Below are 19,964 nucleotides of genomic sequence, written 5' to 3' on the forward strand. Positions count from 1 at the left end.
CGCTGGCGAAGACGCTGCGCGACTGGGTCGGCAAGCAGATCGGGCCGATTGCGAAGCCGAAGGACATCCGCTTCGGCGACAACCTGCCGAAGACGCGCTCGGGCAAGATCATGCGGCGCCTGCTGCGTTCGCTCGCGAAGGGCGAGGCGATCACGCAGGACACGTCCACGCTCGAGAACCCGGCCATCCTCGAGCAGTTGAACCGCTCGATGTGACACCGCCCGCCACGGCGGGCGTTCCGCATCGCCGCGGCGCCGGAGCGCGGCCGTATCCGGCCCGCGAAAAGCATTGCCGTGCGTTCCCGACAGCACGGCATGCGGGCGGCTCGCATCGATTCCATCGCCGCCCACTTAATTAGTTATACGTATTACAACACTCAACAAAACGGAGACAGACGATGAACGGAAGGACACGGATGATTTGCGCGGCACTGCTGGGCGCAGCGGCAAGCACGAGCAGCTTCGCCCAGAGCAGCATCACGCTGTACGGCGACCTCGACGCCGCATTGCTTTATACGAGCCGATCGCTCGACTCGGCAACCGGTGGCAACGCCGGACGCCAGTTCGCGCTGACCGACACCGGCATGACGCCGACCAATTTCGGGATGACGGGTACCGAAGATCTGGGCGGCGGGCTGCATGCGAGATTCAAGCTGGAAAGCGGCTTCAACATCACGGACGGCGCGTTCGGCCATTCGAACGGCAACTTCTTCGGCCGCCAGGCGTGGGTCGGCATCGACGGCGGGTTCGGCGAAACCAAGGTCGGCCTGCAGTTCTCGCCGTTCGTGCTCGCGATACTCGGCTCGGATCCGCGCAATATCTCGCACTTCGGCGCCGCACTGATTCCGTACGTCGACAACGTGCTCGTCACGGGTCTCTTCAATCCGAACGCGATTTCGTACACGAGCCCGACGATCGCCGGACTGACGGCCAGCGCGATGTTCGGATTCGGCGGGAAAGCCGGCGACTTCCAGGCGGGACGCCAGTATTCAGGCAGCCTCACCTATACGAACGGCGGCTTCATGCTCAACGCGGCGCTCTACGACGGGAACGGCGGCACATCCCCCACGCCGGTTCCGAGCACGGTCGCATTCGTCGGCCGCACGATCGGTACCGCCTACACGTTCGGGCCGGTAACGGGCAAGGCGTCGTTCACGAGCTACAAGGTCGCCGGATCGTTCAGCAACAACGTGTACAGCGCCGGTCTCGACTATCGCGTCACGCCGGCCCTCGACCTGAACACCGGCGCGTGGTACACGACCGACCGCAACGATTCGCACAATCACTCGCTGCTTGCCGCGATCGGCGCCGACTACAGCCTGTCGAAGCGAACGGGCCTGTATGCGCAGGTCGGCGTCGTCAACAACCACGGCGCGATGAATACGGGCCTCGGCATCACGGGTGGCGCGTTGTACGGGTTGCCGGGCACGACGGTCGGCGTCAACGCCGGCATCCACCACGTGTTCTGACGCTGCGCGTGCGGGCGGGCGGCCGGCATGCGCCCGTCCCCGCCCCGCACCGGTACATGGCCGCTTCGAACGCGGATGACGACGTACCGCGCCCTGCATCGCACGGGCAATCGGGCCTCGATGTTTACCCGACCTCAAGTCCGCAGCCAAGCTGCCGTCAAGTCAGGAACGCGCGCCCGATATCCGCCCGGAACCGGGCATGCCCCCTAAAGGAGACCCTGCAACGTGAACTTCTTCGGAATCGGCCGCGGCCGCCGTTCGTCGCGCGCGGTCGTCGGCGACATCGCCGAGCAGGCCGGCAGGCTCGGCATCGAGATCTGCGACGTGTCGGGCCATGTCGAGGAAGTGGCCGCCCGCGTCGCCCGTCAGGCGGAGGTCTGCCACACGCTGCGCGAATCGGCCGCCGTTACGCTGCGCGGCAACCACCGGATCGCCGAAGCGGCGCAGCAGGTGCGCGACGTCAGCGCCAATGCGTCGAATGCGGTCCGGCAGTCGCAGCAGACGATCGAGGCCTCGCTCGCGGACATTCACGGCCTCGTCGAGGGCGTCACCACGATCAGCGACCAGATGGGGGCGCTGCGCGACGCGCTCGATCACGTGCGGGCCGTCTCCGAGGATATCTCCGTCATCGCGCGCCAGACGCACCTGCTCGCGCTGAACGCCGCGATCGAGGCAGCGCGCGCAGGCGACGCGGGCCGCAGCTTCGCCGTCGTCGCCGCCGAGGTGAAGAACCTGTCCGCGAAGACCGGACAGGCGACGGCCCAGATCGAGACGACCCTCGCGCGCCTCGCCGAGCAGACCGAACACCTGATCGCCGAGGGAACCGACAACGCCGCACGCGCGCACCGCGTGCGCGAAGGCACGCGCGCAATCGGCGAAGTCGTGCACGCGACCGGGCACGCGATCACCGAGCTCGCCGGCGAAGCCGAACAGATCGCGTCGCTGACCGACGAGATCGAGACGCAGTGCCACCGTCTCGACGAGCAGGTGGGCGAGATGGCGTCCGGCGTCGAAAACTCGAGCAACAACTTCTCACAGGCCAAGGACCGGCTCGGCAATCTGCTCTCCGTCTCCGAGACACTCATCGAACTCACGGCCGCAACCGGCATCGAGTCACCCGATACGCGCCTGATCGAAACCGCACGGAACACCGCCGCCGCGATCAGCAAGCTTTTCGAGGACGCGGTCAGCCGCGGCGACATCACGCTCGACGCGCTCTTCGACGCGCACTACGAGCCGATTCCCGGCACCGACCCGCAGCAATTCGTGACGCGCTTCACGGCGTTCACCGATCGCGTGCTGCCGGCCCTCCAGGAGCCGGTGCTCGAGATCGACGCGCGCATCGTCTATTGCGCGAGCTTCGACCGGCTGTGCTACCTGCCGACCCACAACCGGAAGTTCTCGCTGCCGCAGCGCGCGGACGCCGCCTGGAACGCAGCGAACTGCCGGAACCGCCGGATCTACACCGACCGGACTGCGCGCACCTCCGTGTCGCATACCAAACCGTTCCTGTTGCAGACCTATCGGCGCGACATGGGCAACGGCCAGTTCGCGCTGATGAAGGACGTTTCCGCGCCGATCGTCGTCGGCGGGCGGCCGTGGGGTGTCCTGCGGATCGGCTACAGCGTCTGAATCGGTGCGGGCGGCCCCTACTGCTCCAACCCCACCGCCAGCGGCCGTTGATCACTGCGCCCGTGATCGTCGACCACCCGCACCGTATAGCTGCCGGCCGTCCGCGGCTGCCAGAACAGCGCATCGCCCGGCGCACCGCGCCCGACAAATGCATCGTTGACGAACCAGTACAGCGCATGCGCGCTCGCATCGGCCGTCGCGTTGAACGCGATGCGCGTCTCCTCCGTACTCCTCACGCGCATCGCATACGTACTGCCGCGCAGCGGCGACGTGATGCGCGGCGGATCGCCTTCGACCTGCCCCGCGTCGCGGCAGTCCGCGTTCTGCGGCGGCCGCCGGCGCGGAATGCCGGCCTGCGCGAACACCTGCTGCAGATCCGACGGCCAGAACTCGAAGATCTCCGTATGCGTGCGCTTGCCGTCGTACGGCGGACACGCGGCCTTCCCCGTCGAGTCGTCGATCACGACCGGCCGGTGCACGGTGCTCACGCGGATCGGCGACGTACCCGGAATGAACCACGTCCAGCCCTGCTGCGGGCACCACTCGTTCGGCAAATCGCCGCTCGCGAGGCAGATCCGCACGCGCTTCAACTTCGGCGGCACCGCGCGCGGCGGCTCGACGAGCGCGCGCTCGGCATTCAGCGCATCGACGACCTGGAAGAACAGCGGCGCGGCCGCGTCGACGCCGACGAATGCCGTATTGGTCGAGTTGTCGAAGTTGCCGACCCACACGACCAGCACGTACGGGCCGAACACGCCGGCCGTCCATGCATCGCGGAACGACCATGACGTGCCGGTCTTCCAGTAGACCGGCACGCTCGACGGCTGCGCGCCGCTCGTCTCGTCGGGGCGCAGATGCTGACGCAGCATGTCCATCGTCATGTAGCTCGCCTCGGCGCTGAGCAGGCGTCGGCCGGGCAGCGCCGGTTCGTCCGCGCGCAGCCGCAGCGGCCGGAACTCGCCGCGATTCGCGAGCATTGCGTAGAGCGCCGCGAGATCCTGCATCGTCACTTCGCCGCCGCCGAGCACCAGCGCGAGCCCGTAGTGCTGCGCGCTCGCGAGCCGGCGCACGCCGGCTTCCTGCAGGAACCGGTACAGATCGGGCGACTTGAGCTGCGACGCGACCCACACGGCCGGCACGTTGCGGCTGCGGTTCAGCGCATCGGTCGCGGTGATCGGCCCGAGGAAATGGCCGTCGAAATTCTCCGGCGCATACGGGCCGAATGCGGTCGGCACGTCGCGCAGCACGGTCTGCGGATGCAGCACGCCCTGATCGAAGCCGAGCGCATAGATGAACGGCTTGAGCGTCGAGCCGGGTGAACGCCGCGCAAGCGTGCCGTTCACCTGCCCGTCGATCGCGCGGTCGAAGAAGTTCGCGGAACCGACGAGCGCCTTAACGCCCATGTCGCGCGTATCGACGAGGATCGCCGCCGCGTTGCGCACGCCGCGCGTATCGTTGCGCGCGACATAACGTGCGATCTGCCGTTCGAGCGTGTGCTGCAGGTCGAGATCGAGCGTCGTCACGAGTCGCGCGTCGGCGTCGCTGTCGTTCGCCGCGGCGCTCGAGGTCGTACGCCATGCGTTGCGCGCGGCGAGTGCCTGGCCGACCGCATGCGGCGCATCGAACGGCAGCGCGGACAGCGGCCGCATCGCAAGCGGCAACGCGAACAGCGGCTTGAACGATGCATCGCCCGGATGCTTCGTCAGCCAGCGCGCATACAAGCGGTTGCGCGACGCGGCCAGCGCGCGGTTGATTTCATCCTGCCCGCCGCGCACGCGCCGCGCCGGGTCCTGCGGAATCACCGCGAGCGCAAGCGCCTCGGGCAGCGTCAGCGCGTCGGGCATCCGGTCGAAATAGACGACGCTCGCGGTGCCCGCGCCTTCGACGTTGCGGCCATACGGCGCATCGTTCAGATACGCTTCGAGGATCTGCCGTTTCGAATAGAAGAGTTCGAGCTGCACCGCGCGCGCAACCTGCTCGAGCTTGCCGGCCGGCGTGCGCGTGTTCAGCCGCCACAGCGAGCGCGCGAGCTGCATCGTCAGCGTCGAGCCGCCCTGCGGATTGCCGCCGCGCACGTACGTGATCCACGCGCCGCGTGCAAGCCCGTACGGGTTGAAGCCGGGATGCCACCAGAACCAGCGGTCCTCGTGCAGCATCACGGCTTCGACGAGCTGCGGCGACATCCGGTCGAGCGGCACCCACAGCCGGTAGCGGTCGTCCTTCGCGAGCGTGAGTCGCAGCAAGCGGCCCTGCGCGTCGACCACCGCGACCGACGACGGCTTCCAGTCGCGTAGCGGCGGATGCGGCCACAGCCGGCATGCGGCCAGCGCGCCGAACACGAGCAGCACGCCGGCGATCCAGTTCTGCCAGCGATGCAGCCACCGGCCGGCGCCGTGCAGCACGCGCCGGCGCACCGAAACGTCGTCAGCCACGCGCGGGCGCTCCTCGCACCCGCCGCGGCCGGCGACGACGTTGCAGCCTCATCGTCATCGCACGCGCTCCACCGTCAGGGTCGTGCCGCCGGGCGCCTGCGCCTGCAAGCGGCGGTCGTACATCGACTCGCCGTAAGCCGGCGGCGCGACGAAGCGGCCCGCGTTGCTCGCCTTGATCCGGTAGACGAACTCGCGCACGTCGGTCGTCGCGGTGCCGTAGATCACCACGCGATCCTCGCGCACGTCCGCGAACTGCGGCTGCCACGTGGAACCCTTCACGCCGATCGGCGAACGCCACGGGGCATCGGCCACCGGCGCCGGCGCGCCGCCATCGCCGTTGCCGTCACCGTCCTGCGTGTCGGTGACGGGCGGCGGCGCGATCACCGGATCGAAGCCGCCCGGCAACAGGTCGACGATCGCGATGTTGCCGACGCTCGCCGAGCCGGTCGCACGGATCTTCAGGTGCACGTCGATCTCCTGGCCGACCGTGATCTTGTCGAGCGGCTTGCCGTCCGTGCCGGTATAGTCGCGCACGATCTCCAGCCCGTTCTTGATCGCCTTCGTCGACGTGCCGCGGTCGTAGCCCGACTGGCTCGTGATCCACCATGCGGGCAACGTGCTGCCGTTCACGAAGTCGACGCGCGATGCAGCGGCCGACCACGTGCCCGAGCGCACGAGGTTCGCCTGGATCGACGACACGTCCTTCGGCGCGGCGCCCGCGCGCACCTCGTCGATCGCGAGCTGGTCGAGCTGGCCCGCGCTCGACGCCGCATACGCATCGAGCGCGAGAATCGTCATCGCCGACGACAGCGTGTTGTAGCGATTGTCGACGAGCGGCGCGGCGAGGTTGTCCATCGCGCGCGGCGACAGCTTGCGCACGCGCTCGGGGAAGTGCTTCGCGATCAGGTACAGCACGCTCGCGTCGCGCGTCAGCGGATCGAGGTAGTAGCCGGTCACGTAACCGCCGTCGGACGCGCGCTTGCGCTCGAGCAGCGCCTGCGGGCCCGCGATCAGCGCCGCGGCCTCCTTGTCCTGCTTCAGCAGCTGGTACGACGCGGCGAGCCATGCGGCCGCGAGATCGTTCTTCCAGTCGTTCGGATACGCATCCTGCAGCCGCTTCTGCACGGCCGCGAGGCTGTTGGTCGTCACGTTGCCCTGGCGCGTCAGCAGATACACCGCATACGCGCGCTGCCGCAGCAGGTCGAGCGAGCCGAGCGAATCGTTCGCCGCGAGCTTCTGCAGATACTGATTACCCGCGTCGAGCATGTCCTTCGGCACCGCGATGCCGCGCTCGCGCGCGTCGAGCAGCACGTGCATCGCGTACGCGGACACGAACGGATCGGCGTCCGGCGTCGCACTCCACAGCCCGAACCCGCCCTGCGCGTTCTGCCGGCTGCGCAGCACCCCGAGGAATTGCGTGATCGCCGCCGCGTTCGTCGCGTCGGCACCGGCGTCGGTTGCGTGCATCGCGCTCGTCAGCGCCCGCACCGACAGCCACTTCGCCGCGAACACGCGCGGCACGGCCGCACTCACCAGCTGCTCGCTGCAGGTGTGCTCGAAGTTGACGAGATACGACGACAATCCTTCGGACAGCACGAGCGGCGCGGTGGAGATGCTCGCGTCGCGCGATGCATACGCGTCGTACATCGACCGCAGGTTCGGCACGCTCGCCTTCTTGCCCGGATCGAGGCGTGCGATGTCGAGCTGCGTGCGGAACGCGGCGGCCGGCCGCACCGACACGTCGACGCGCTGCTGCGCGCCCTTCGCACCATAACGCGCGCCGAACGACAGCGAACCCGAGCCGAGGGTGTCGGTCGCCTTCACGCGGAACATCGCGACACCCTCGTGCTGCGGGGCGAGTGAAATGTTCTGCGTGGCCGGCCCGACCACCTGCAACTGCGGCCCCGTCTTCAGCGTGACCGCGACCGGCACCGGCTGGTTGCCGACACCCGTCAGGTTGTTCGCGACGCCGACGCTGACGTCGGCCTCGTCACCCGGCGCGAGCGTCGTCGGCACGTTCGGCGACAGCACGAAATCGCCGCGCACCGTCGTCGCGCCTTCGAACGTACCGACGAGATCCGGCGACACCGACACGGCCATCACGCGCAGCTTGCCGTTGAAGTAATCAGGCACGGTGTAGCTCAGGCGCGTGTCGCCGTTCACGTCGACGATCCCCGACCAGTAGACGACCGGCTTGTCGCGCTTGCGCTTGAACGGGTTCAACTGGCGGCCGATTGCATCGTCGGCGTCGCCGCCCGGCGCGGCCATCGCCATCAGCTTCTCGAAGTCCGGCAGGATCAGGTCGAGGATCTGCGACGTGCCGACTTCGAGCATCCGCTTGCGGAAGAAGAATTTCAGCGGATCGCCGAGCTTGTAGCGCGCGACCTGCAGGATGCCCTCGTCGACCGCGAACACGACGACCTTCGCGGGCTTCGCCGAATGCACGGTGAAATTCACCGTGTCGCCGGGCTTCACGAGCGCCGGCGCATCGACCGACACCGCGTTGCGGCGCGCGTCGAGGTTCACCGAGAACGGCACGACGCCGTAGCTCAGCGGGCTCATGAAGATCTCGTCCGACGACGGATCGCGGATGTACTGCACGTTGATGTAGCCGTTGCCTTCGAAGCCGGCCGGCACCGTGATGTGCTGGATCGAACTCGTCGTGTCCGCATGGAACCACGCGTGCGCATACACCTTGTCGCGCTCGATCGTGATCAGGCCGCTGCCCGCGTAAGGCGCGCGGATCGCGATCTCGACCTGCTCGCCCGGCTTGTAGTCGTGCTTCGCGAGCGTCACCTGCAGTTCCGCGTTGCGGTCGAGCGAGCGCGTGACGTTCGCGTCGCCCGTGACCGAATACTCGATCCGGTTCACCGCGGCGCCGGCCGCGTTGCGGATCACGAGCGCATAGCTGCCCGGCTTGTCGGTACGCAGCGTGAAGTCGAGCCCGGCCGCCGGAATCGCCAGCGGCTTCTCGTCGACCGGCACTTCCTTCAGCCGCGAATCGTATTTGTACGCGCCGGAATCCTGCTTGGTCAGCACCGACACGTAGCGTTCCTCGACGAGTTGTGCACGCAAGTCCTTCACGTCGATCGCCTTCGCGTTCGGATCGATCGCGACGAGGCGCACCGTGCGCGGGCTGCCGCGCTTCACGTAGCCGAGATCGTCGACCGACTTGTAGCCGACGAGCCAGTCGTTGTTCGACACGAGCGCCTGCGCGTTCGCGGCGACGTTGCGCCCGCCTTCCGCTTCATAGGCCTTCGCCTGGAAGTAGAGCTGGTAGGTCGCGTCCGCGTACTTGTCGAGATCGAGGTCGAACTCCGCATGGCCCTTGTCGTCGGTCGCGCCGTCCTGCAGCGTCGTCGTATAGCCCTCCTTCGCGCGGCGGGCATCGAAGAAGCGATAGCCCTGCCAGCTGCGGAACGACGGCCACACCGGGCGCAGCGTCAGCGTCGCCGCGACGCGGCGCTTCTCCGCCGGCGTGCCGAACAGGTTCTGCGCATCGACGATGCCCTTCAGCCCCTTCGGCTTCACCCATCCTTCGACGACCTGCTGCGACAGCTTCGCGTCGACCTTCATCCGGTCGGGCAGGAACTCCTTCACCTGCACCGTCGTGCTGCCGATCGGCTCCGCACCGGGCTGGCCGTCCTTGACGATATACAGGTTGACCGTCCACGTGCCGGTCGGCGCCGTTTCGGCCGTCGTATAGCCGAGCTCGGTGAAGCCGGTCGCATCGACCGTCACCGGCTTGCGCTCGACGGTGATCCCGCGCGGATCGACGATCTCCGCCTGCAGCGGCACGCCGGCCGGGCTGCGCGCCCAGCTCGCCGCGCGCACGATCAGGCCGATGTGAAACGGATCGCCGGGCCGATACAGGCCGCGATCGGAGAACAGGTACGCGGACAGTTGCCCCTGGCCCGTCGCATTGCGCTCGCCGTCGACGTCGAAACGCGAGAAATCGAGCTGGCGATCGCGGCCGGCCACCGGCAGGAACGACAGGTCGGTGTCCTTCTTCACGACGTACAGCTGCGGCCGCTTCTCGCGGTCGAGCCCCTTGAACGCGGGGAAATGCACGATGCCGTCGGCGCTCGTGGTCTGCGTGAACAGCGCCTGGCCGTTCACGGCGAGCACCGATACGGTTGCGCCCGCAACCGGCTTGCCCGTTCGGATCGACTGGATGAATACGTCCTGGCTGCCGTCCAGCGCTTTCTTGACCAGCATCCCGAGATCGGTCACGACGATCAGGCGCGTGTCGCCGAGCGCGTTGTCGCTGTCATCGCCGTTGCCGTTGCTGTCGCCCGAATCGGCGTTGTCCGACTGATCCTGGCTGCCGTCGCCGGACGATGCATCGCCATCCTTCGCATCGTCGGCTTTCTTCTTCTCCGCCGCCGGGTCGTACTTCGTCAGGTGCAGCAGGAACACGCCGCGCTTGCCGCCCTTCAGGTACTGGCCGAGATCGATGCCTTCGTAATGCGCCTTGCCGGGGTCGCCGGCCGGGAACGCACGCGTCTGCACGAAGCGCTCGACGATGTGATCCTCGCTGAACGAATACGACAGCTCGGGCCGCGCGTACGTGCCGTTGTTGAAGCTCACGAGATGCTGGAGCTGGTCGGGCAGCACGCGGCCGATCTCGACCTTCATCCCCGGCAGGTTGCGCGACACGACCGACAGCCGCTTGCTGCCGCTCATCGACAGCAGCGAGCCGTCGGCCATGAAGCGCAGCAGCTTCGGATAATCGGGCACCGTGAACGCGGTCGTCACCGGCTCGGCGAGCAGGTAGCCGCCGGCCGATTTCAGGTCGCCCGCGAAACGCACGACGATGCGATCGCCCGGCGTCGCGTGGTACTTGAAGCTTTGCAACGTCGCGTAGTCGTTCTCGGTCGGCACCGCGTCGAGCGGCAGCGGTTTCGACTGCTTCAGCACCGCGTCGCTGATGTCGGCCACGTTCCATTCGTACGGCGGATCGTCGTCCGACTGATCGACGCCCGGCTTGCGCTTCGGCAGCACCCACGCCTTCGCGCGCGCGGCCAGGTCGGCGCTGCGCACGCCGTCGGATGCCTCCGCGACGAGCACCTGCTCGGGCTCGTAGCGCTCGTTGTCGACGAGCGTCGGCGCGACGTTGGCGATCGACAGGCTGTAGAGCCCCGGCACGTCGACCGACGCATGCAGCACGTCCGGCGTGCCGTTGCCGCCGCGCGAGCTCTTCACGCCCTTGTCGACGTCGAGCCGTGCCACCAGCGGATCGCGCGGAATCTCGAGCGGCTGCGAGTAGACCCACGCGCTCGTCTTCATCTTGTCGTAGTTGACCGTGTAGCGCAGCGGCGTCGAATGCTTGCCGTCACGGCCGACCAGCACGAGGCCGATGCGCTTCTCGAACTCGGCCGGATCGACCGGGTAGTTGAAGCGCAACTGCATCAGCGCCTGCTTCTCCGCCGGGTTGTCGGGGTTCTGGTAGAACTCATTGTTGCCGAACGTCGCGGCGAACGCGGGCAGGTCGAACGCGAAACGGTCGTCATGCATCGTCACTTGCGGCGCGAACACCCGGTGCACCGCGAAACGCACCTCGACGTGCGCGCCGACCGGCCAGTCGGCCGCCGGCGTGAAGCGCAGCGTCTTGTCGTCGGCCCACTCCCATGCGCCCTTCAGCGCGGGCGTCATCTCGATGCCGTCGCCGGCCGGCTTGCCGACCTGTTCGATCGGCGCGGCCGATTGCGCGAACACGACTTCGAGCGGATGCACGGTGATCTTCGGCTTGTCGGTGTCGTCCACCTCGTAGGTGGTGATCGCCGGCGCCTTCACGGTGAAGCTGACAGTCTCGGGCTCGGGCGGCTTCGGGCGATGCTTGAACCAGTAGCCGCCGTAGCCGAGCGCGGCCGCGAGCAGCACGAGGCCGCCGGCATGCCACGGGCGGCGGCGCACGGCCGCGGCGGTGACGCCCATCCACGCGGGGGCCTTCCACGACACGTCGCCCACCAGCGGCCGCAGCGCGCTGCCGAGCAGCCACCACAAGAAGCCCGCCACGCGAATCGGCAGGAGCAGCAGGAAGCGCAGCAAATCCATTGTTATTTCCTTGTCAAGGACATGCTGCCTGGTGCGGCAACCTTCCCCGAATTGTTATGGGTCTGTGACGGCGCGGCCCGGTTGCGCCGTAATTGCTTGGTATGTTCGACCGGATGCTGGGCGCCATTATCGATCAGACCCGAAACGATGGAAATATCGGCGTGCCGGCGCGCAACGCCGCCGGATGACCGGCCGGTCGGGCGGATATCGGCCGTCCGTCGCGCAACCGCTGCGCACGGCGGCGCCGCGTTCGCTAGAATGCGCGGCTCGGCAGGATCGAATCGAAATGAAAGGAAACCGCTTGAAACTCCCGTTCGAATGGCAGATCGGGCTGCGCTATGCGCGCGGCGGCCGGCGCACGGCCGGCGACGGCTTCGTGTCGTTCATTGCCGGCGCCGCGATGGCCGGCATCGCGCTCGGCGTCGCCGCGCTGATCGTCGTCCTGTCGGTGATGAACGGATTCCGGACCGAAGTGCGCGACCGGATGCTGTCGGTGCTCGCACACGTGGAAATCTTCTCGCCGACCGGCACGATGCCCGACTGGCGGCTCACCGCGCACGAATCGCTGCGGAATCCGGCGGTGCGCGCCGTCGCGCCCTATGTCGACGCACAGGCACTGCTGACGAACGCGGGCAGCGTGACGGGCGTCGCGCTGCGCGGCATCGATCCCGTGCTGGAGCCGCGCGTGTCCGAGATCGCGCGCAAGCTGAAGACCGGGCGGCTCGACGCGCTCGTGCCGGGCGAGATGGGCATCGTGCTCGGCTCGGCGCTGGCCGACGCGCTGCACGTGAAGAGCGGCGACCGCATCACGTTCTTCGCGCCCGGCAACACCGCACGCATCGGCGACGCGCTGCCGCAGTTCCGGCAGTTCAACGTGGTCGGCACGTTCGAGTCGGGCCACTACCAGTACGACAGCGCGCTCGCCTACATCCACATCCGCGACGCGCAGACGCTGTTCAACGTGCGTGCGCCGACCGGCGTCCGGCTGCGCCTCGACGATCTGCAGCGCGCGCCGGAGATCGCGCTGGAACTGTCGCGCACGCTGTCGGGCGATCTCTATATCCGCGACTGGACACGGCAGAACCGCACGTGGTTCGAGGCCGAGCGGCTGCAAAAGCGCATGCTGTCGCTGATCCTGATGCTGATCGTCGCGGTCGCCGCGTTCAACCTCGTGTCGTCGCTCGTGATGACCGTCACGCAGAAGCAGGGCGACATCGCGATCCTGCGCACGCTCGGCGCGCCGCCCGGGTCGATCATGAAGATCTTCGCGATCCAGGGGATGACGATCGGCCTCGCCGGCACGCTGGCGGGCGTCGCGCTCGGCTGCGCGATCGCGGTGAGCATCCCGTGGGTGCTGCCCGCGATCGAGCAGTTGCTCGGCATCCGCTTCCTGACGCCGTCCGTGTACTTCCTCAGCTCGCTGCCGTCGAAGCTCGCGGCGGCCGACGTGATCGAGATCGCCGCGGCCGCGTTCCTGATGTCGTGCGTCGCGACGCTCTACCCGAGCTGGCGCGCCGCACGGGTACGGCCGGCCGAAGCGTTGCGCGACGAATAGGCCCGCGACGCCCGGCTCCGCGACGCGCGTGGCTACGCGACCTCGTGGAAACCGATGCTGTTGCGGCCGTTCAGGATGTCCTCGAACGCCGCCCCGAAGCCGACGTCGATCAGGCCCGGGCGTCGGCCGTAGGTCTTTTGCCCCGAATCGTCGACGAAGATCGCCGCGCCCGACGACAGCTGACGGTCGGTTTCCAGCAGCGCGAGCGTGCCGCGCGCGCTGCCGGCCGACGCGTCGAACGTCAGCCGCGTGCCGTCCTGCGTGGTGAAATGCCCGCCGACCTCCTCGAACGTCCGGTTGCGCGCGACGGACGCGTTGATTTCCTTCATGAACAGGAAGTCCGCGTCGGCGCGCTGGCTGGCCACCTTGCGATCGTCGTCCGTGAACGTCTCGCCTACGGCGGCCGCCCCCTGCTCGGCGAAGTCGACGGCCTGCTGGTGAAACGCGCGCGTCGCGAGCACGAGGCCCGCGTTCGCATTCAGCGTCGACTCCACCCACGCGCGATCGCTTTCCGTCATCGTCTTCGCTACGACCTTGATCTGGCCGTTGTCGGTCGTGAAATCGAACTGCGCGTCGGCCAGGTCCGGCCGCTTCGCGATGATCTCGTGCATGCTCGTCGCGAGCTGGCTGGTGACGTCGCGCAGCTTCGTCGACAGGTTGCCCAGTATCGACATCTGCTTCATGCGCGCCGCCTGCATCGCGTCCTGGTCCAGCGCGCGGATGGCAAGCGGCGCGTCCTGCGGTTGCCCGGCCGCCGCGTCCGTCTGCTGGCGGCCGTCGAGCGCTGCCTGCTGCGCCATCTGCGCGCGCGAAAGGCCGCTCGCTGCCGTGACCGAAGTCGTCATGCCCTCTCTCTCCTTTCAATCTGTTTTTTACCGTTTACGGACAGATTTCCCGGAAATTTAGACCGATCGCAGGTCCGTCGCCTCGCACGCCTAAAAACTTTGTTTGACTCAAACTAAAAAAGTTTGACACCGAGATTTCACTGAGATAAGTTTGCGCAAGCTTCCGGAAAGCATTCCGGCCGGCCCCGCCGACTCGCGTCGCGCTTTCCTGCCGTTGCAGCACCGCCGTTCGCACCATCCCCGCCTCATCGCATCGTGCCGTTCCGTTTCATCTGAAACCTGAAGGAAGATCGGGCATGCCCGCATTTGATTCGCACTCCTGTATGCATTTCGCGCCGCCGGACTCGCTTCGACCGGGCGGCCCGAATCAGCCGCCGCGCTGACGCTTTCCGGTCGGGGCGATGCAGTCGCCCCGACGCTCGCCGGGTCGCGCGATGCGTGACGCGCGTCGACACCGGCCGTGACACCCGGGCATCGCGCCCGGCGCTTTCGAAGGTGCAGTTCCGTTTCATCCGATGCAGCACCCGGCCGGGCCGCAGGGGGCATATCGCGGGCCGGCCGGTTCCAGACAATCACAAGAAGAGGTCGACAATGGACATTCATCGAACCGGATTGCGTCGCGCGTGGCTACCCGCGCTCGTTGCAGCCGCAACGCTCGCCGCGTGCGGCGGCGACGACGGCGGCAGCGTGGCGGGCGTCTCCGCGCTCGCGCAGGGCAAACAGGAGGAGGCCGCCGCCTCGGCAGCCGACAAGCAGCTCGCGTCACGCATTTCGCCGTCCGGCGTCCCGTACGCCAATCCGGCCAGCGGCGGCCACTACCGGCCCGTGATCACGAACGGCCAGGTGCAGCCGTCGCTGTCGGGCGGCACGATCGAGGAGAACGCGTGGGTCGACACGCCGGTCGATTCCGACGGCGACGGCACGCGCGACCGCATCCACGTCCGCATCGTGCGACCGACCGAAACCGCGAACGGCGCGCGTACGCCCGTCATCGTGCTCGCGAGCCCGTACTACGCGGGCCTCGCCGACAGCCCCGACCACAACGTCGACGTCGAACTCGACGGCACGCCGCATCCGGCCGCCACGGCGGCCACGGCAGCGACCGGCGCCTCCGCGCGCATCATGGCCGCCGCGCCGCAGGTGCGGATGCTGCAGCAGGTCGAGGCGGCCGCCGCCGGGCGCTCGTGGATCGAGGGCTACTTCATCCCGCGCGGCTTCACGATCGTCTACGCGGATTCGCTCGGTACCGCCGGTTCGGACGGCTGCCCGACGATCCTCACGCGCGACGAATCGGTCGCGATGGCATCGGTGATCCGCTGGCTCGGCCGCGACGCGACCGCGAAGGACGCGAACGGCAAGACGGTCGTCGCGAACTGGTCGACGGGCCACGTCGGCATGTACGGCGTGTCGTACGACGGCACGCTGCCGAAGATGGTCGCGAGCCTGCGCACGCGCGGGCTCGACGCGATCGTGCCGGTCGCCGGGCTGACGAACATGTACGGCTACTACCGCTCGGGCGGGCTCGTGCGTGCGCCGGAAGGCTATCAGGGCGAGGACGTCGACGTGTACATCAAGGCGCTGCTGACGAACGCGCATCCGGAGCGCTGCACGCACCTGATCGACGAAGCGCTGCAGCAGGAAGACCGCAAGACCGGCGACTATTCGCCGTTCTGGGCCGCGCGCGATATTCCCACCGCGTACGCGGTCGCGCCGGCGCTCGTCGCGCAAGGGCTCACCGACGACAACGTGCGGGTCGACCAGTCGACGCTGTGGCATCTTGCGATGCGGCGCCAGGGCGTGCCGACGCAGCTGTGGCTGCATCGCCTGAAGCACACCGACCCGACCCGCGTGCCGGCGATGGCCGATGCGTGGACTGCGGAAGTGAACCGCTGGTTCACGCGCTACCTGATCGGTTTCGACAACGGCGTCGAACGCGATCCGCGCGCGGTGATCGAGCAGGCGGACGGCACGCTGCTGAAGGAAGCGGACTGGGCCGCGCGCCACGCCACGCCGGTCACGTACTTCGCGAGCGGCGACGGCACTGGCACCGGCACGCTGCTGCGGCTGCCGAGCGGCGGCCCGCTCGCGCGCTTCACCGACGATGCGCGCATTCCCGCGCTCACGCTGGCGAACGCGCCGACGGGCGAGAACCGCAGCCGGTTCGAAACCGCGCCGCTCACGGCCGCGACACGCCTGTCCGGTTCGGCGACCGCGCGCGTCAGGCTGACCTTCACGGCCGTGGCCAATGTGACGGCCCTGCTGGTCGATCGCGCGCCGGACGGCACGGCCACGATCGTCACGCGCGCGTGGACCGATCCGCGCAACCGCGTGTCGGAATGGGTCTCGCAGCCGCTTCTGCCCGGGATGCCGTACGACCTGAAGCTGACGTTCATGCCGCGTGACTACAAGCTGGAAGCCGGCCACCGGCTGGGGCTCGTCGTGCTGTCGAGCGACAACGAGGCCACGCTGCGGCCGACGCCGGGCACCGGGCTGACGCTTGACCCGGCCGGCACGTCGGTGACGGTGCCGTTGACGGCGTCCTGAACGGCGGCGTGACCGTCCGGAAGCGATCCCGGGACGCCAGTGCACCGGCGTCCCGGGATCGCTTCATTCATTCGCTTCCATTTTCCGATTCTTATCGAAACAGAAGCAACGACTCTTTAAAAAAACAATTCCACGCTTCATCAATCAATTGCATTATTGAATCGAAATCAGAAACAATCTGATATCGCTTGACATCGATTCCCCGCCGGCTAGATTTAAAAGTCAATAATCCGGACATTTGTAGCCGGTCGCTGCGGGGGCATGGCAATGAACAACCTGGTTACCAGCAAAACCATCGCATCCGCGTCGCCATTGAACGATCGGCGTCGCCAGCCATTCGCGGCCATTCGAGGCCAACTGCAGAACGATTACGAATCGCGGGTCATGGAGGCCTACCAGAACGATCCGGTGAACTGGAGCAAGGCCATTGGCGATCGCCTCTGGTTCCAGTTCGGCGTCTATGACGATCCCCAATCGCCCAGGCCGGCCGACCTCGACGAATCGGGCCTCAGGTATTTCGAACGGCAACTGAAGATCGCCGGCCTGGAAACGCCCGGGCGCCAGCCGATCAACCGGATACTCGACATCGGATGCGGCTGGGGAACGGTGCTGCGCGATCTGTCCGAGCGGTTTCCCGGCTGTCATCGCCTGGACGGCATCAACATCAGCGATCGCCAGCTCGAATACTGCGCCGAAGTCAACGCCGCGCGCGGCGTATCCGACAGGATCAACCTGTTCCGGTGCAATGCACTGGACATCGACCTGCTGCCGGACTTCGACGCGCCCTACGACCTCGCGATCATGCGCGGCGTGATCTCCCATTTCCCCTATGATCTCTTCGAGGGCGTGATGGCCAAGTTGCGTCGGCGGCTGGCCGCAAACGGGACGGTCATCGTTTCGGATAACTTATATAACGTCGACCTTTCCGAATACCGCTCCGATACGCCCGACCTGGTCGACAGGCTCGCGTGCAAATATCGCAAGACGCCCGCATACCTGCGCCAGGTGTTCGAGCAAAGCGGCTTCCGCATCCACGACATGCAGGTCCTGCCGAACCGGACGGACGCGACGCGATGGCTGCTGGACGTTCAGGACAACATCGAGCGCCATTTCCCGACGGGCGCGGTCGGCGCGCTGGAAGAACTCCGCGTGATGTGCGAAAGCCTGGCCGTCGCCATCGTGAAGCGTCAGGTTTCCATCTACAGCTTCGTGCTCAAGCACGGTTGACGAAGGCCACCCGTCCCGGCCGCCGGACATCCAGCCCGAGATCCCGCCATGACAGATATTCCCAACTTCGTTCGCAACCTCCCCGGCCTGCCGAAGCCCGGGGAAAAGATCTTCCATCCGGATTTCCATCTGCAACTGAAACCCATGTGGCATCCGCACCATGACGAGGCGGAACGCCGGATCGCGCTCACGGACAGCCCGTACATCCTCGCCTACTACGGCAGCCAGAAGGCCGTCGAACATTATCTGGCGCAAAGCATGCCGTCATTCGGCGGGCTGTGCTATCCGCACACGCTGAACGACAGGATCTACGATCTGGAACGGATGATGAGCATCACCACGCTGATCGACGACACCATCACCAACCCCGCGATGCTGGAGCAGGCGCAACAGCGCTCGACATTGCGCCAGCACTACTTCGATGCAATCGCCGGCATTCGCCCGCCCGACACCGCGCCCATCGCGCAATTGCTGTACGAGGGGCTCTTGCCCGTCAAGGCACATCTGGCGTCGAAACCGCGTGTCTGGAAACGCATGGAGGACGCACTGCATACGTTGATCGTCAGGCAGACCGATCCGCTGGCGTTGAAGATGGACGAACTCACGTTCGATGCCTACCTGGAGATGCGGCGCATCGACAACTACGGGGAATGGGCGGCCATCATGACGGAGTACGCGATCGACGTCGACATGACCGAGCACCTGGCGGCCGACCGCTCGCTGGCGGAAATGAGAACGGCCGCCATCGATTCGATTACGCTGGTCAACGACCCGTATTCATTCCGAAAGGAAATTCATATCGCCGACTCGGTCAACTCGGTCTGGCTGCTGATGTACCGGGAGGGCCTGAAACTCCAGGACGCGCTGAACAAGCTGGCAACGCTGGTGGCCGAGAACGAGCGCAACCTGATGGCCGCGCGCGACCGCGTCCTTGCCGGCCCGCTCGGAAATCGGGCGGATGTGCGCGCCTACGTGACGGAGCTCGAGCATCTGGCGTCCGGCAACGCGGAATTTCACGCGATCAGCACGCGCTACCACGGCCGGGATTTCAAGGGGAAACGGTTCATTTCCGGCGAGGTGACCATTCGGGCGCTCCCCTCGACGGATGAAGTCGCCGCGGCCGATCTGGCCGGTATCCGCCCCGCGAATTGAGGCAACCGGATCGGCCACGCAAACGCGTCGATACTGTCGAAGCAACGGCAACAGACTCGCTGCGGCGGAAAAAAATCGCCGTGCCTGCCGCACGAGCCACCCTCACACCGGCGTCAGCACCGGCTGCCCTGAAAAGTGCCGCTCGGCATTGTCGATGAACTGCCGCACCGACCGATCGAGTGCCTCGGGCGACCAGCCGCCCATGTGCGGCGTCAGCACGACGCTGTCGAGATCCGTCAGCGCGCGCGGCGGCTCGGGTTCGCCTTCGTACACGTCGAGCCCCGCACCCGCGATGCGTCCTTCACGCAACGCCTCCGCCAAAGCAGCAGTATCGACAACACTGCCGCGTGACACGTTGACGACGAACCCGCCGGGGCCGAGCGCATCGAGCACCGCGCGATCGATCAGGTGCCGCGTGAGCGCGCCGCCCGGTGTCGCGACGATCAGGAAATCGGCCCACTGCGCGAGCGCGTCGACGCGGTCGAAATAGCGATAAGGGACCTTCTTCTCCGACCGGTTGTGATAACCGATCTCGATGTCGAAGCCGGCTGCGCGGCGCGCGCACTTCTCGCCGATCTTGCCGAGCCCGACGATGCCGAGCTTCTTGCCCGACACGTTCGGCGGCATCGCCAGTCCGTCGCGCCACACGCCCGCACGGGTTTTCGCATCGAGCTGCACGACGTTGCGCACCACCGCGAGCAGCAGCGCGAACGCATGATCGGCCACGCAATCGTCGTTGGTGCCGGCGCCCGTGACCACGGTAACGCCGCGCGCCTTGGCATGCGTCACGTCGATGTGCTCGTAGCCGGCGCCGAGCGCGCTGACGAACGTGAGTTGCGGAAGACGATCGATCTCGGCGGCGGTGAGCCCCGTGCTGCCGTTGGTCAGCACCGCGCGTAGGGTGCCGCCGTGTTCGGCGATCGCGCGTTCGCGTTCTTCGGATGTCGGGGCGTAGCGCACGTCGAACGACGCGGCGATCTCGCGATGCGCGTCACCGCGCAATGCGATGAGAACCAGCAACTCGGGCTTCATGTCAGGAAGTGTCGGCAAGG

10 protein-coding genes and 1 pseudogene are annotated in these 19,964 nt (G+C 67.2%); 7 read left to right on the forward strand and 4 right to left on the reverse strand.

Annotated elements, in window-relative coordinates; genetic code table 11:
• The 3 genes and pseudogenes from C5O79_RS35375 to C5O79_RS35385 form a co-directional block, all read left to right on the forward strand.
• Positions 1–215 (forward strand): annotated as a pseudogene (locus C5O79_RS35375) (acetyl-coenzyme A synthetase); the annotation flags it as partial.
• A gap of 182 nt (positions 216–397) precedes the next feature.
• Complete coding sequence (locus C5O79_RS35380) at positions 398–1,468, forward strand: porin (RefSeq protein ID WP_046549657.1); 1,071 nt, start codon at positions 398–400, stop codon at positions 1,466–1,468.
• Positions 1,469–1,693: 225 nt separating this feature from the next.
• Positions 1,694–3,100, forward strand: coding sequence for a methyl-accepting chemotaxis protein (locus C5O79_RS35385; protein ID WP_122476679.1), 1,407 nt, complete (start codon positions 1,694–1,696; stop codon positions 3,098–3,100).
• Between the two features lie 17 nt (positions 3,101–3,117).
• On the opposite strand, the gene pbpC is transcribed toward C5O79_RS35385, so the two are convergent.
• Both pbpC and C5O79_RS35395 read right to left on the reverse strand, forming a co-directional pair.
• A complete protein-coding gene (gene pbpC / locus C5O79_RS35390; RefSeq protein ID WP_122476681.1) occupies positions 3,118–5,532 on the reverse strand; it encodes a penicillin-binding protein 1C in 2,415 nt (804 codons plus the stop codon).
• A 54-nt stretch (positions 5,533–5,586) separates the two neighbouring features.
• A complete protein-coding gene (locus C5O79_RS35395) occupies positions 5,587–11,589 on the reverse strand; it encodes an MG2 domain-containing protein (RefSeq protein ID WP_122476683.1) in 6,003 nt (2,000 codons plus the stop codon).
• A 301-nt stretch (positions 11,590–11,890) separates the two neighbouring features.
• Between C5O79_RS35395 and C5O79_RS35400 the strand changes: the two genes are divergently transcribed.
• Complete coding sequence (locus tag C5O79_RS35400; RefSeq protein ID WP_165935659.1) at positions 11,891–13,144, forward strand: lipoprotein-releasing ABC transporter permease subunit; 1,254 nt, start codon at positions 11,891–11,893, stop codon at positions 13,142–13,144.
• 32 nt (positions 13,145–13,176) lie between these two features.
• Here the strand turns inward: C5O79_RS35400 and C5O79_RS35405 are convergent, their stop codons facing one another.
• Entirely contained in the window at positions 13,177–13,989 is an 813-nt protein-coding gene (locus C5O79_RS35405) for a hypothetical protein (RefSeq protein ID WP_122476695.1), read from the reverse strand.
• A gap of 591 nt (positions 13,990–14,580) precedes the next feature.
• Between C5O79_RS35405 and C5O79_RS35410 the strand changes: the two genes are divergently transcribed.
• The 3 genes from C5O79_RS35410 to C5O79_RS35420 all read left to right on the forward strand — a co-directional run bounded on the left by C5O79_RS35410 (position 14,581) and on the right by C5O79_RS35420 (position 18,912).
• Positions 14,581–16,533 (forward strand): Xaa-Pro dipeptidyl-peptidase, encoded by a 1,953-nt coding sequence (locus C5O79_RS35410; RefSeq protein ID WP_122476698.1) that lies wholly within the window; start codon positions 14,581–14,583, stop codon positions 16,531–16,533.
• A 267-nt stretch (positions 16,534–16,800) separates the two neighbouring features.
• Positions 16,801–17,760, forward strand: a complete 960-nt coding sequence (locus tag C5O79_RS35415; protein WP_131932205.1) for a class I SAM-dependent methyltransferase — start codon at positions 16,801–16,803, stop codon at positions 17,758–17,760.
• A gap of 48 nt (positions 17,761–17,808) precedes the next feature.
• Positions 17,809–18,912, forward strand: coding sequence for a methyltransferase type 12 (locus tag C5O79_RS35420; RefSeq protein WP_131932207.1), 1,104 nt, complete (start codon positions 17,809–17,811; stop codon positions 18,910–18,912).
• A 102-nt stretch (positions 18,913–19,014) separates the two neighbouring features.
• Here C5O79_RS35420 and C5O79_RS35425 read toward each other — a convergent pair whose 3' ends face one another.
• Positions 19,015–19,944 carry a 2-hydroxyacid dehydrogenase gene (locus C5O79_RS35425; protein WP_122476703.1) on the reverse strand — a complete coding sequence of 310 codons (930 nt, stop codon included), beginning with the start codon at positions 19,942–19,944 and terminating at the stop codon, positions 19,015–19,017.
• Positions 19,945–19,964 lie beyond the last annotated feature (20 nt).

This window comes from Burkholderia sp. SRS-25, assembly GCF_004343765.1.
Taxonomy (GTDB): domain Bacteria; phylum Pseudomonadota; class Gammaproteobacteria; order Burkholderiales; family Burkholderiaceae; genus Burkholderia; species Burkholderia contaminans.

Bases quoted from the DNA above. Each gene is read 5' to 3' on its own strand.
- C5O79_RS35425 (WP_122476703.1), bottom strand. From the start codon at position 19,944: ATGAAGCCCGAGTTGCTGGTTCTCATCGCATTGCGCGGTGACGCGCAT.
- C5O79_RS35415 (WP_131932205.1), top strand. From the start codon at position 16,801: ATGAACAACCTGGTTACCAGCAAAACCATCGCATCCGCGTCGCCATTG.
- C5O79_RS35395 (WP_122476683.1), bottom strand. From the start codon at position 11,589: ATGGATTTGCTGCGCTTCCTGCTGCTCCTGCCGATTCGCGTGGCGGGC.
- C5O79_RS35410 (WP_122476698.1), top strand. From the start codon at position 14,581: ATGGACATTCATCGAACCGGATTGCGTCGCGCGTGGCTACCCGCGCTC.
- C5O79_RS35420 (WP_131932207.1), top strand. From the start codon at position 17,809: ATGACAGATATTCCCAACTTCGTTCGCAACCTCCCCGGCCTGCCGAAG.
- C5O79_RS35405 (WP_122476695.1), bottom strand. From the start codon at position 13,989: ATGACGACTTCGGTCACGGCAGCGAGCGGCCTTTCGCGCGCGCAGATG.
- C5O79_RS35380 (WP_046549657.1), top strand. From the start codon at position 398: ATGAACGGAAGGACACGGATGATTTGCGCGGCACTGCTGGGCGCAGCG.